The organism is Streptomyces drozdowiczii (assembly GCF_026167665.1).
In the GTDB taxonomy this organism is placed as follows: Bacteria; Actinomycetota; Actinomycetes; order Streptomycetales; family Streptomycetaceae; genus Streptomyces; species Streptomyces drozdowiczii_A.
Genome location: NZ_CP098740.1, coordinates 4,195,149 through 4,207,805 on the forward strand (window position 1 = coordinate 4,195,149; position 12,657 = coordinate 4,207,805).

A 12,657-nucleotide genomic window follows, 5' to 3' on the forward strand; every position below is an offset into this window, starting at 1 on the left:
TCGATGCTGCTCAACCGCAAGGGCAACAAGCACCGCCGCCCCTCCAAGGCCGTCCGTGTCGCGACGCTCGCCGGTGTCGCCGGTGCCGCCGTCGCCGTGCCGCTGATGGGCGCGACCAACGCCTCCGCCGCCTCCGTCGCCACCTGGGACGCCGTCGCCCAGTGCGAGTCCGGCGGCAACTGGTCGATCAACACCGGCAATGGCTACTACGGCGGCCTGCAGTTCTCCCAGTCCAGCTGGGCCGCCGCCGGCGGTACGCAGTACGCGCCCCGCGCCGACCTGGCCACCAAGGCCCAGCAGATCGCCACCGCCGAGAAGCTCCTCGACATGCAGGGCCCGGGCGCCTGGTCCTGCGCCGGTGCCGGCAACCTGACCAACGACGGTGTCGACCCGGGCGTCGACACCGGCTCCGGTGCCGCGAAGCAGGAGGCCGCCCCCAAGCAGGAGGCCGCCCCGAAGAAGGCCGAGCGCACCGAGGCCCCGGCCACCAACCGCTCCGACCGCTCGGACGCCCCGAAGAAGACGGTCACCACCCCCACCGGCAAGAAGGTCGCCAAGGGTGACGGCGAGTACAAGGTCGTCGCCGGTGACACGCTGAGCAAGATCGCCTCCGCGCACCACGTCAAGGGCGGCTGGGAGCGGCTGTTCAAGCTGAACAAGGACATCGTCCAGGACGCCGACCTGATCTACCCGGGTCAGCAGCTCCACCTCACGAAGTAACGAAGCAGCCGCGATCCCTCCTCGCTGATCGCTCAGGCCGCCCCGGCCCGGCACGCACTCTCCCCCCGTGTGTGCCGGGCCGGGGCACGCCGCATCAGGGGCGTTCGCACCTCGTGGACCGTTCAACTGTTGTAGTTACTGACCAGTAAATATTTGGCGTTCCGCCCCGGTATGCCCGCCCTCGGGTCCTTTTTCGTCCCAGGGGACGGGCGGTCGGCCGACGCAGACGGCCGGGCCGGTTAGGCTCTTGTCGCAAGGCCAAAGCGACCCTGCACAACCAGCGTCATATCCCAGAAGGAGATGCCTCGTGCCGTCCATCGACGTCGTCGTAGCCCGGGAAATCCTCGACTCCCGGGGCAACCCCACGGTCGAGGTCGAGGTCGGCCTCGACGACGGCAGCACCGGTCGTGCTGCTGTTCCGTCCGGCGCCTCCACCGGCGCGTTCGAGGCCATTGAGCTTCGCGACGGCGACCCCAACCGCTACCAGGGCAAGGGTGTCGAGAAGGCCGTCCTGGCCGTGATCGAGCAGATCGGCCCGGAGCTCGTCGGCTACGACGCCACCGAGCAGCGCCTCATCGACCAGGCGATGTTCGACCTGGACGCCACGGAGAACAAGGGCTCGCTCGGCGCCAATGCCATCCTCGGCGTCTCCCTCGCCGTCGCCCACGCCGCCTCCGAGGCCAGCGACCTGCCGCTGTTCCGCTACCTCGGCGGCCCGAACGCGCACCTGCTGCCCGTTCCGATGATGAACATCCTGAACGGCGGCTCGCACGCCGACTCCAACGTGGACATCCAGGAGTTCATGATCGCGCCCATCGGCGCCGAGTCCTTCTCCGAGGCGCTGCGCTGGGGCGCCGAGGTCTACCACACGCTGAAGAAGGTCCTGAAGACCAAGGGCCTCTCCACCGGCCTCGGCGACGAGGGCGGCTTCGCGCCGAACCTGGAGTCCAACCGCGCCGCCCTCGACCTCATCATCGAGGCCATCAAGGAGGCCGGTTACGCCCCGGGCAAGGACATCGCGCTCGCGCTCGACGTCGCCGCCTCGGAGTTCTACAAGGACGGCTCGTACGAGTTCGAGGGCAAGTCCCGCTCGGCCGCCGAGATGACCGAGTACTACGAGGAGCTCGTCTCCGCGTACCCGCTGGTCTCCATCGAGGACCCGCTGTACGAGGACGACTGGGCCGGCTGGAAGGTCATCACCGACAAGCTGGGCGCCAAGGTCCAGATCGTCGGCGACGACCTCTTCGTCACCAACCCGGAGCGCCTGGCCCGCGGCATCGAGGAGGGCTCCGCCAACGCCCTGCTCGTCAAGGTCAACCAGATCGGTTCGCTGACCGAGACCCTGGACGCCGTCGAGCTGGCCCAGCGCAACGGCTTCAAGTGCATGATGTCGCACCGCTCCGGCGAGACCGAGGACGTCACCATCGCCGACCTCGCCGTCGCCGTGAACTGCGGTCAGATCAAGACCGGCGCCCCGGCCCGCTCGGACCGCGTCGCCAAGTACAACCAGCTGCTGCGCATCGAGGAGATCCTCGACGACGCGGCGGTGTACGCGGGCCGCTCGGCGTTCCCGCGCTTCAAGGGCTGACGGCCCGTCGGGGGCTGACGCCCCCTCGGGTACCCCCCGCCTCCGTCCGTCCCCGCGCCCGGTCACGTACCGTGTGCGGGGACGGACGTCGTAATGGGGAGGCGGGAACATGGCCGTGAAGGACAGGGACCGGTTCTCCACCGCGACCCGGCTGCGGCTGCTCGGTGAGCAGACCGCCGCCCGCGTCTACCGGTCCCAGAACCGGCGCCAGGCCCGCCGCTCCCGGCTCACCGGCCGGGCCGCCTTCCTGGCCCTGGTCGTCTGCTCCCTGGTCGTCGCCCTCGCGTATCCGATGCGGCAGTACGTGTCGCAGCGCGACGAGATCGCCGACCAGCGCAGGCTGGCCCGCGAGGCCGAGGCGCGCACCGAGGAGCTGCGGGACCAGAAGGCCCGGCTCCAGGACGACGCGTACATCAAGCGGCTGGCCCGCGAGCACCTGCACTACGTTCTTCCCGGGGAGACCGGCTACACCGTGGTCGACCCCGACGCGGTCAAGGAGCGCAACGGGAAGCCGGCCGAGACGGACCGGCCCTGGCACTCCAACCTGTGGGACGGCGTGGACAGCGCCGACCGCGGCTGACGGCCGCCCCCACCCCCGTACCTCTGCAGAACCCGCGGTTCGAGCAGTCCGATCAGCACCCTAGGCAGGCATGGAAACGCCCCCTCCCCAGACCGAGCCCACCGTCCCCACCGAGGCGGACATCGCCGCGTTCCAGCAGCAGCTGGGCCGCCCGCCGCGCGGGCTGCGCGCCATCGCGCACCGCTGTCCGTGCGGCAACCCGGACGTGGTCGAGACGCAGCCCCGGCTGGAGGACGGCACGCCGTTCCCGACGACGTACTACCTGACGTGCCCGCGCGCCGCGTCCGCGATCGGCACGCTGGAGGCGAACGGGGTCATGAAGGAGATGACCGAGCGCCTGGGCAGGGACCCGGAGCTGGCGGCGGCGTACCGGGCGGCGCACGAGGACTACATCGCGCGGCGCGACGCCATCGAGGTCCTGGAGGGCTTCCCGAGCGCCGGCGGCATGCCGGACCGGGTGAAGTGCCTGCACGTCCTCGTCGGGCACTCGCTGGCGGCCGGTCCCGGCGTCAACCCGCTGGGCGACGAGGCGATCGCGATGCTCCCGGAGTGGTGGCGCAAGGGCCCGTGCGTGTCGCCGTGCGGCGAGCAGGGTACGGACGAGGGCTGAGGGGGCGGCAGACATGACGCGCGTGGCCGCCATCGACTGCGGCACCAACTCGATCCGCCTGCTGGTCGCGGACGCCGATCCGGTCACCGGGGAGCTCGTGGAGTACGCCCGGCGCATGGAGATCGTCCGGCTCGGGCAGGGCGTCGACCGGACCGGCCGGCTCGCCCCCGAGGCGCTGGAGCGCACGTTCGCCGCCTGCCGGAGTTACGCGGACGTGATCAAGGAGCACGGCGCCGAGAGGATCCGCTTCGTCGCCACCTCCGCCTCCCGGGACGCGGAGAACCGGGACGACTTCGTGCGCGGGGTGCGGGACATCCTGGGCGTCGAGCCGGAGGTGATCAGCGGGGACCAGGAGGCCGCGTTCTCGTTCACCGGGGCGACCAAGGAGCTGACCGGGCGCGACGACCTGGCGAAGCCGTACCTGGTGGTGGACATCGGCGGCGGCTCCACGGAGTTCGTCGTGGGCGACGACCGGGTGAGCGCCGCCCGGTCCGTGGACATCGGCTGCGTCCGGCTGACCGAGCGCCACCTCGTGCGTGACGGCGTGGTCAGTGACCCGCCCTCCGCCGAGGGCGCCGAGGCGATCCGCGCCGACGTGGCCGCCGCGCTGGACCTGGCGGAGGAGACCGTGCCGCTCGCCTCCGCGGCGACGCTAGTCGGCCTCGCGGGGACGGTCACCACGGTCGCCGCGATGGCGCTGGGCCTGGAGGAGTACGACTCCGAGGCGATTCACCACTCCCGCGTCTCCCTGGAGCAGGTCCGGGAGATCACCGCGCGGCTGCTGGCCTCCAGCCACGCGGAGCGCGCGGCGATCGGCGCGATGCACCCGGGCCGGGTCGATGTGATCCCGGCCGGTGCGCTGATCCTCCAGGCCGTGATGGAGCGGACCGGGGCGCGCGAGGTCGTGGTGAGCGAACACGACATTCTGGACGGAATCGCCTTTTCGCTGGCGTGAGCCGGGCGCTCATACGTCGTCCCGCCCGCACCGTTGAGTGGGCGGGACGTGCCTGGTGGGGCGGCTTCGGGGCCGCCTCGCCACCAACTTCGTGAACTTCTTCACAAGGAATTGCCCACCCCGGGCCCGTCTTCTGCTCCGGATGGGTCACGCAAGGGGTGAGCGGGGTCACTCGGGGGCCGGACCGAAGGGTTCCGGGAGTGTTACGCCCCGGTGTACCGGGCGGGCCCTTCGCCCGGGGCCGGGGGCCAAGGGCCAGCTCGCAGGCGGTGAACAACGTTCACCACTGTAACGGGGTTCCCGGTGCGGGCCATGACCTGGGTCACGCGGGCGGCGAACTATAGCAGAGGGTGGCCACAACCTTGTGAAGGGGCTCACGAGCATGCCCCCCGAGTGGGGTGGATACTCGATGGCATGAGCACCACGGAGCGTCCCAGGATCCTCGTAGTAGGCGGTGGGTACGTAGGTCTGTACGCAGCTCGGCGCATCCTCAAGAAGATGCGCTACGGCGAGGCGACCGTCACGGTCGTCGACCCCCGGTCGTACATGACCTATCAGCCCTTCCTCCCCGAAGCTGCCGCCGGCAGCATCTCCCCTCGGCATGTCGTCGTCCCGCTGCGGCGCGTCCTGCCCAAGGCCGAGGTGCTCACCGGGCGGGTCACGACCATTGACCAGGACCGCAAGGTCGCCACGGTCGCGCCGCTCGTCGGCGAGGCCTACGAGCTGCCCTTCGACTACCTGGTCATCGCGCTCGGCGCGGTCTCCCGCACCTTCCCGATCCCCGGCCTCGCCGAGCAGGGCATCGGCATGAAGGGCATCGAGGAGGCCATCGGCCTGCGCAACCACGTTCTGGAGCAGCTGGACAAGGCCGACTCCACGACGGACGAGGACGTCCGCCGCCGGGCCCTCACCTTCGTCTTCGTGGGCGGCGGGTTCGCCGGTGCGGAGACCATCGGCGAGGTCGAGGACATGGCCCGCGACGCGGCCAAGTACTACACCAACGTGAAGCGCGAGGACATGCGCTTCATCCTGGTCGACGCCGCCGACAAGATCCTCCCCGAGGTCGGCCCGAAGCTCGGGACCTGGGGCCGCGAGCACCTGGAGTCCCGTGGTGTCGAGGTCTTCCTATCGACCTCCATGGACTCCTGCGTCGACGGCCACGTGGTGCTGAAGAACGGCCTGGAGGTCGACTCCAACACCATCGTGTGGACCGCCGGTGTGAAGCCGAACCCGGCGCTGGCCCGCTTCGGCCTGCCGCTCGGCCCCCGCGGCCACGTCGACACCACCGAGAAGCTCCAGGTGCAGGGCACCGACTACATCTGGGCCGCGGGCGACAACGCCCAGGTCCCGGACATGGTCGGCCGCAAGGCGGGCAACCCCAACGCCTGGTGCCCGCCGAACGCCCAGCACGCGCTGCGTCAGGCCAGGGTCCTCGGCGACAACGTGATCTCCGGGATGCGCGGCTTCCCGCAGGCCGACTACAGCCACGCCAACAAGGGCGCGGTCGCCGGTCTGGGCCTGCACAAGGGCGTGGCGATGATCGTCATGGGCAAGATGAAGATCAAGCTCAAGGGCCGCCTCGCCTGGTACATGCACCGTGGCTACCACGGTCTGGCGATGCCGACCTGGAACCGTAAGATCCGGATCTTCGCCGACTGGACCCTCGCGATGTTCCTCAAGCGCGAGGTCGTCTCCCTCGGTGCCATGGAGACGCCGCGCGAGGAGTTCTACGAGGCCGCCAAGCCGGCCCCCGCGCCGGCCGCCGCCAAGCCCGTGGGCGAGAAGGCCAAGGCCTCCTAGCTCCACCGGGCCGTAACGGCCGCAGTACGACGCCCGAAGGGGCCGTCCGCCATCCGTGGTGCGGACGGCCCCTTCGGCGTATCCGGGTACGAGAAGAGGGGGCGCGGCAGGGGCCGCACCCCCGGCGGATGCGTGTGCCGTGCACGCATTTTGCCGTTCCCTTGCCCGGTAGCGGGATGGCCGGGCCGCCGCAGACTGTTGTGGGGGATGTACCACGCCAAGGCGCCCCGGGTGCCGGGGCGTGGTCCGGGACATGTGTGGGCATGTCCGGTCCGTCGGGAAACACCGTCACGGAGGTGTGCGCCATGGCAGACGCCGCATTGCGGCTGACCGCTCTCGCCCAGCAGTTGCTGGGCCAACCCCTACCGGTCCGCATCCGGGCCTGGGACGGCAGCGAGTCCGGACCGCCCGGGGCCCCCGTCCTCGTCATCAGGAACCGCCGGGCCCTGCGCCGTCTGCTGTGGAAGCCGGGCGAACTGGGCCTGGCCCGGGCCTGGGTGGCCGGTGAACTCGACATCGAGGGCGACCTCTACGAGGCGCTGGACCTGATGGCCGGGCTCATCTGGGAGCGCAGCACCGACGCGCCGGGCGCCCTTCAGACCCTGCGCGACCCGAAGGTGCGCGCCGCCGCCGCGGACCTGCTGAAGCTCTCCGGGCCCTGGCTGCCGCCCGCCCCTCCGCCCGAGGAGGTGCGCCGCCGCAGCGGCCCCCTGCACACCAGACGCCGCGACAAGGAGGCCATCAGCCACCACTACGACGTGGGCAACGACTTCTACGAACTGGTCCTGGGTCCGTCCATGGTCTACTCCTGCGCCTACTGGGAGGACGCCGGAACGCTGGAGAGCGCCCAGCGCGACAAGCTCGACCTCGTCTGCCGCAAACTGGCCCTCAAGGAGGGCGACCGCCTGCTGGACGTCGGCTGCGGCTGGGGATCCATGGCCATCCACGCCGCCCGCGAGTACGGCGCCCACGTCACCGGCGTCACCCTCTCCACCGAACAGGCCGCCTACGCACGCAAGCGCATCGCCGACGAGGGCCTGACCGACCGCGTGGAGATCAGGGTCCAGGACTACCGGGACGTCCGCGACGGGCCCTACGACGCCATCTCGTCCATCGGCATGGCGGAGCACGTCGGCTCCGTCCGCTACCGGGAGTACGCCGACGACCTCTTCGCCCTCCTCAAGCCCGGCGGGCGCCTCCTCAACCACCAGATCGGGCGCCGCCCGGAGAAGGACGAGTCGGCGTACGAGATCGACGCGTTCATCGACGCTTATGTCTTCCCGGACGGGGAACTGGCCCCGGTCGGCCGGACCCTGGCCATCCTGGAGGAGGCCGGCTTCGAGGCCCGGGACGTCGAGGCGCTGCGCGAGCACTACGCGCTGACCCTGCGCCAGTGGGTCGCCAACCTGGAGCGGGGCTGGGGGAGCGCCGTGAAGATGGTCTCGCCCGGCCGGGCCCGGGTCTGGCGGCTCTACATGGCCGCGTCCGCGCTCTCCTTCGAGCGCAACAAGATCGGGGTCAACCAGATCCTGGCGGTGCGCCCGGAGACGGACGGCACCTCGCGCATGCCGCTGCGCGCCCGCGACTGGAAGGCCGACGCGACCGCCTGAGCGACGTACAGCACGGAAGCCCGCACGGAACGCACGGAAGGGGCCGGTGTCCGCGGACACCGGCCCCTTCCCCCGTACCGCTCCGGTTATTCGGTCTTGATCGCCGTCAGCATGTTGAGTTTGGCGGCGTTGCGGGCGGGCCACAGGGCGGCGAGCACGCCGACCAGTCCGGCCAGGAGCAGGAAGATCGCGATCCGGCTCCACGGGACGACCAGCACGTACTGCGGGATGCTCTCGGCGACCGTCTGCCCGATCGCCCAGCCGAGGAACAGGCCGAGCCCGATGCCGACGAGTGCGCCGAACAGCGAGATCACCACCGCCTCCAGCCGGACCATCCGCTTCACCCGGCGCCGGTCCAGGCCGATCGCCCGCAGCATGCCGATCTCCTGCTGGCGCTCGAACACCGACATGGCCAGGGTGTTGACGACGCCGAGCACCGCGATGATCAGGGCCATGCCGAGCAGGCCGTACATGATGTTCATCGCGAGGTTGACGCCGCCGCCGAACATGTCCCGGATGTCCTGACGGTCCATGATGCTCATGCCCGGGTTGTCGCCCAGCGCGTCCACCAGCGCCTGCTCGTTGGCCGCGCTCGCACCGCCGTCCGTCTTCACCCAGACCTCCTGGATGTCGCCCTTGCCCTCGTGCGGGGCGACGGTGGCGCGGGGGACCAGGATCGGCGAGAGGAACTCGTTGTCCTTGTAGAGCGCGCCGATCTTCAGCGTCTCCTTCTTCTCGTCCCCGTACGTGACCGCGACGGAGTCCCCGGGCTTCCAGTCGTGCGTCTTGGCGGTCTTCTCGGCGACCGCGAGCTGCCCCTTCTCCAGGGTGTCCAGGGAGCCCGCGACGGTGTCGACGGTGAGCACCTGCTGCACGTCGCCCGGGGTGACGCCGGAGGCCGAGAAGCCCTGCCCGCCGATCGTCAGCCAGACGGCCTGCTGGGGCGAGGCGGCGGTGACGCCCTTCGCCTTCTCCAGGGCGGTCAGCGCCGACTCGTCGAGCGCGTCACCGCTGGCCATCGAGACCATGTAGTCGGCCTTGATGTTGTCCGTGGTCACCTTGTCGACCGCCCGGCCGAGGGTGACGCCGAGGACCGAGATCCCGGTGACGAGGGTGAGGCCGATCGCCAGCGCGGACGCGGTGGCACCGGTGCGCCGGGGGTTGCGGACGGCGTTCTGCGCGGCCAGCTTGCCCGAGACCCCGAACAGCCCCCGCAGCAGCGGGCGTACCAGGGCGATCACCGGGCGGGACAGCAGCGGGATGAGGACGATGACGCCGATCAGCGCGAGGAACGTGCCGCCCGCGATGAGCAGCTGCCCGTCCGACCCGGCCTTGGCCGCGCCGCCGACGATCGCCGCCGTGCCCAGCAGCGTGATGATGCCGCCGATGGTGTTGCGCACGACGAGGGACTTGACCGTGGCCACCGCGTGCGCGCTGTTCATCGCGGCGACCGGCGGGATCTTCGCGGCCCGGCGGGCGGGCAGCCAGGCGGCGAGCACGGTGATCAGGACGCCGACGGCGAACGCGGCGATCACCGTGACCGGGGCGATCACCAGCGGACCGGCCGGGATCTTGCCGCCGAGCAGGCTCATCGCGGAGCGCAGCCCGGTCGCGAGGCCGAGGCCCACGGCGAAACCGACGACGGAGGCGATGAGGCCGACCACGGCCGCCTCCAGGAGCACCGAGCGCTTCACCTGGCGGCGGGACGCGCCGACGGCGCGCATCAGGGCCAGCTCCTTGGTGCGCTGGGCGACCAGCATGGTGAAGGTGTTGGCGATCAGGAAGACCCCGACGAAGAGGGCGACCCCGGCGAAGGCGAGCAGCAGCTTGTTGAGGTCGCTGAGCCCCGCCTCGATGTCCGATGCCTGCTCGTCCGCGCGCGCCTGGCCGGTCTTGGCCTCGGCGTCCTTCGGCAGCAGCGGCTTCACGGCCGCCAGCAGCTCCTGGTCGGAGGCGCCGGGCGCGGCGGCTACGGACACGTCCTTGAACTCGCCGGGGCGCAGGAACAGCTGCTGCGCGACCGGGGTGTCGAACAGGACCAGGCTGCCGCCGGCGTTGACCGCCCCGTCCTCGGTGGTGAAGACCCCGGACAGGGTGTACTCCTTCACCGGCCCGTTGGTCGCGACGCGGACCTTGTCGCCGACCTGGTACTTCCCCTTCTCCGCGGTGTCGCGGTCCAGCGCGATGGCGCCGGGCTCGGTGGGGCCCGTGCCCTCGGTGAAGGTGTACGCGGGGTCCTTGCCGTCCTTGCCGGGGGCGAAGTTGGAGCCGGTGTTGGACCAGCCGTTGCCGATGAGCTTGCCGTCGGGGTCGGCGACCCCGGCGAAGCCGTCGACCCGGCCGGTGACGGACGCGACGCCGTCCAGGGCCCGGATCTTCTTCAGGGTGGCCTCGCTGACGGCGGCGGTCTCCTTGTCGCGCCGGTCGGCCTGGGTGGTGACGGCGACGGCGATGTCGTCGTAGCTCTTGGCCGACTGGTTGCGGAAGGCGTTGCCGAGGGTGTCGGTGAAGACCAGGGTGCCGGAGACGAAGGCCACGCCGAGCATCACGGCGAGGATCGTCATCAGCAGTCTGGCCTTGTGCGCGAGCACGTTGCGCAGGGCGGTACGGAACATGTCAGTCAGTCCTGGGTGTCTGCCGGCCCGGGGAGTGGGGAGCCGGAGTAAGGGGTACGGAGCGCCGGTGCGGGCGGGCCGGCTCAGCTGGTGCGGCCCTTGGCGTCGAACGCCTTCATCCGGTCCAGCACGCCGTCGGCCGTGGGCTGGATCATCTGGTCGACGATCGCCCCGTCCGCCAGGAAGATGACGCGGTCCGCGTAGGAGGCGGCGACCGGGTCGTGGGTCACCATGACCACGGTCTGGCCCAGTTCGCGCACGGAGTTGCGGAGGAAGCCCAGGACCTCGGCTCCGGAGCGGGAGTCGAGGTTGCCGGTCGGCTCGTCCCCGAAGATGATCTCGGGCTGCGAGGCCAGGGCGCGGGCCACCGCCACGCGCTGCTGCTGGCCGCCGGAAAGCTCGGTGGGGCGGTGCTTCAGCCGGTCGGAGAGGCCCACCATGTCGATGACCCGGTGCAGCCACTCCTGGTTGGGCTTGCGGCCCGCGATGTCCATCGGGAGCGTGATGTTCTCCAGGGCGGTGAGCGTCGGCAGCAGGTTGAACGCCTGGAAGATGAAGCCGATCTTGTCCCGGCGCAGCTGCGTGAGCTGCTTGTCCTTGAGCGCGCCCAGCTCCGTCTCGCCGATGCGCACCGAACCGCTGCTGAAGCTGTCGAGGCCGGCCACGCAGTGCATCAGCGTGGACTTGCCGGAGCCCGACGGGCCCATGATCGCGGTGAACTCGCCCTGCGGGAAGTCCACGGTGACCCGGTCGAGAGCGGTCACCCGGGTCTCGCCCTCGCCGTAGACCTTGGACAGTTCCGTGGCGCGGGCGGCCACCGCGGTGGCGCGGTGAGCGGTGGACATGGTGGTCACAGCAGACTCCAGGGTGGGGTGCGTACGGGACGGGGCCCGCCCGGCGGCCCGCCGCGTCGGCGTGGGCCCCGGGTCAGGGGTACCGCTCCATCGTCCCCGCCGGACGGCGCCCGGTCGTCACTCCCGGTGCCCGTTCCCGGGGCCCTCTTGAGTCGCATGACCCGCCCGCCGGCGTCCTCCTCGGGTATGACATACGCCTCCGCGCGGCCTAGGGCCTGTCCGGCGGATCAGGGTCGGACAGGGCGCGACGCCTGGCACGGCTAGGTCCTCGGCGCCCCCGTCGACCCGCGCGGCACCAGGCGGGCCGTCCTGTCCTCGCGCCCCTCCGCGCCACCGTCCGTGACCAGGGACAGCAGGGTCCGGGCCGCGAGCGCCCCGTACGCCGGGATGTCGCGGCTCAGCGCGGTGAGCGGTGGGCGGACGACCCGGGAGAGCTGGGAGTCGTCCCAGGCGACGAGCGAGAGGTCGCCCGGCACGTCGAGCCCCATCTCCTGGGCGACCGAGAGCCCGGCGACGGCCATGATGTCGTTGTCGTACACGATCGCGGTGGGCCGCCCGGGCGCGCTGACGAGCCGGCGCGTGGCGTGGGCCCCGTCGTCCCCCGAGTAACCCGTGTGCACGATGACCGGCTCGCCGAGCCCCAGTTCGGCGCAGACCTCGCGCTGGGCCCGGTCGCGCAGGGCGGTGTGGTTCAGCTCCGGCATCCCGGCGACCCGGGCGACCGAGCGGTGGCCGAGGGCGGCGAGATACGCGAAGGTGTCGCGGACCGCCGCCGCGTCGTCGGACCACACGGCGGGCAGCGGACCGGCCGCGGAGGGGTGGCCGATCGCCACGGCGGGCAGGCCGAGCCCGGCGACGCCCTCGATGCGGGGGTCGGCGCCGCGCAGGTCGGTGAGGAAGACGCCGTCCACCCGGCCCTCGCCCCACCAGCGGCGGTAGACCTCCAGCTCCTGGGCCGGGTCCGTGACGACCTGGAGGAGCAGGGCGCAGCCGCGCGGCGAGAGCTCGGACTCGATGCCGCTGATCAGCTCCATGAAGAACGGCTCCACGCCGAGCAGCCGGGCCGGCCGGCACAGTGCGAGGCCCACCGCGTCGGCCCTGGCCCGGGTGAGGGCGCGGGCCGCGCTGTTGGGGCGCCAGCCGATCTCCTGCGCGATGGCCTTGATGGCGGACCGGGTCGCGGGGGAGACGCCCGGCCGGTCGTTCAGCGCGTAGGACACGGCGACCTTGGACACCCCGGCGCGGGCCGCGATGTCGGCGATCGTGGGGCGGTGCTTGGGCATGTGACCTCGCTTAATCGGTTCGTGCAGCGTGCACATCCTAGC

10 protein-coding genes are annotated in these 12,657 nt (G+C 71.4%); 7 read left to right on the forward strand and 3 right to left on the reverse strand.

Annotation, left to right across the window (positions count from 1 at the left end):
- Window positions 1-3 precede the first annotated feature (3 nt).
- The 7 genes from NEH16_RS19155 to NEH16_RS19185 all read left to right on the forward strand — a co-directional run bounded on the left by NEH16_RS19155 (window position 4) and on the right by NEH16_RS19185 (window position 7,863).
- Window positions 4-720, forward strand: a complete 717-nt coding sequence (locus NEH16_RS19155; protein WP_073968549.1) for a transglycosylase family protein — start codon at window positions 4-6, stop codon at window positions 718-720.
- Window positions 721-1,027: 307 nt separating this feature from the next.
- Window positions 1,028-2,308, forward strand: a complete 1,281-nt coding sequence (gene eno / locus NEH16_RS19160) for a phosphopyruvate hydratase (RefSeq protein ID WP_018104074.1) — start codon at window positions 1,028-1,030, stop codon at window positions 2,306-2,308.
- Window positions 2,309-2,417: 109 nt separating this feature from the next.
- The gene (locus NEH16_RS19165) at window positions 2,418-2,888 is read left to right on the forward strand and encodes an FtsB family cell division protein (protein WP_073864850.1); all 471 of its coding nucleotides are present in this window, start codon (window positions 2,418-2,420) and stop codon (window positions 2,886-2,888) included.
- A gap of 70 nt (window positions 2,889-2,958) precedes the next feature.
- Window positions 2,959-3,498: a DUF501 domain-containing protein gene (locus tag NEH16_RS19170; protein WP_136317961.1), complete on the forward strand. Its 540-nt coding sequence runs from the start codon at window positions 2,959-2,961 to the stop codon at window positions 3,496-3,498.
- Between the two features lie 13 nt (window positions 3,499-3,511).
- A complete protein-coding gene (locus NEH16_RS19175) occupies window positions 3,512-4,453 on the forward strand; it encodes a Ppx/GppA phosphatase family protein (RefSeq protein WP_265543957.1) in 942 nt (313 codons plus the stop codon).
- Between the two features lie 414 nt (window positions 4,454-4,867).
- Complete coding sequence (locus NEH16_RS19180) at window positions 4,868-6,253, forward strand: NAD(P)/FAD-dependent oxidoreductase (protein ID WP_026171645.1); 1,386 nt, start codon at window positions 4,868-4,870, stop codon at window positions 6,251-6,253.
- Between the two features lie 305 nt (window positions 6,254-6,558).
- Window positions 6,559-7,863 carry an SAM-dependent methyltransferase gene (locus tag NEH16_RS19185; RefSeq protein ID WP_265543959.1) on the forward strand — a complete coding sequence of 435 codons (1,305 nt, stop codon included), beginning with the start codon at window positions 6,559-6,561 and terminating at the stop codon, window positions 7,861-7,863.
- An 86-nt stretch (window positions 7,864-7,949) separates the two neighbouring features.
- Here NEH16_RS19185 and NEH16_RS19190 read toward each other — a convergent pair whose 3' ends face one another.
- From NEH16_RS19190 to NEH16_RS19200, 3 genes are all read right to left on the reverse strand, one after another.
- The gene (locus NEH16_RS19190) at window positions 7,950-10,478 is read right to left on the reverse strand and encodes an ABC transporter permease (RefSeq protein ID WP_265543960.1); all 2,529 of its coding nucleotides are present in this window, start codon (window positions 10,476-10,478) and stop codon (window positions 7,950-7,952) included.
- An 83-nt stretch (window positions 10,479-10,561) separates the two neighbouring features.
- Window positions 10,562-11,332, reverse strand: a complete 771-nt coding sequence (locus NEH16_RS19195) for an ABC transporter ATP-binding protein (RefSeq protein WP_265543963.1) — start codon at window positions 11,330-11,332, stop codon at window positions 10,562-10,564.
- 260 nt (window positions 11,333-11,592) lie between these two features.
- Complete coding sequence (locus NEH16_RS19200; protein ID WP_265543965.1) at window positions 11,593-12,615, reverse strand: LacI family DNA-binding transcriptional regulator; 1,023 nt, start codon at window positions 12,613-12,615, stop codon at window positions 11,593-11,595.
- Window positions 12,616-12,657 lie beyond the last annotated feature (42 nt).

Bases quoted from the DNA above. Each gene is read 5' to 3' on its own strand.
- NEH16_RS19155 (WP_073968549.1), top strand. From the start codon at position 4: ATGCTGCTCAACCGCAAGGGCAACAAGCACCGCCGCCCCTCCAAGGCC.
- NEH16_RS19165 (WP_073864850.1), top strand. From the start codon at position 2,418: ATGGCCGTGAAGGACAGGGACCGGTTCTCCACCGCGACCCGGCTGCGG.
- NEH16_RS19170 (WP_136317961.1), top strand. From the start codon at position 2,959: ATGGAAACGCCCCCTCCCCAGACCGAGCCCACCGTCCCCACCGAGGCG.
- NEH16_RS19175 (WP_265543957.1), top strand. From the start codon at position 3,512: ATGACGCGCGTGGCCGCCATCGACTGCGGCACCAACTCGATCCGCCTG.
- NEH16_RS19180 (WP_026171645.1), top strand. From the start codon at position 4,868: ATGAGCACCACGGAGCGTCCCAGGATCCTCGTAGTAGGCGGTGGGTAC.
- NEH16_RS19185 (WP_265543959.1), top strand. From the start codon at position 6,559: ATGGCAGACGCCGCATTGCGGCTGACCGCTCTCGCCCAGCAGTTGCTG.
- NEH16_RS19190 (WP_265543960.1), bottom strand. From the start codon at position 10,478: ATGTTCCGTACCGCCCTGCGCAACGTGCTCGCGCACAAGGCCAGACTG.
- NEH16_RS19200 (WP_265543965.1), bottom strand. From the start codon at position 12,615: ATGCCCAAGCACCGCCCCACGATCGCCGACATCGCGGCCCGCGCCGGG.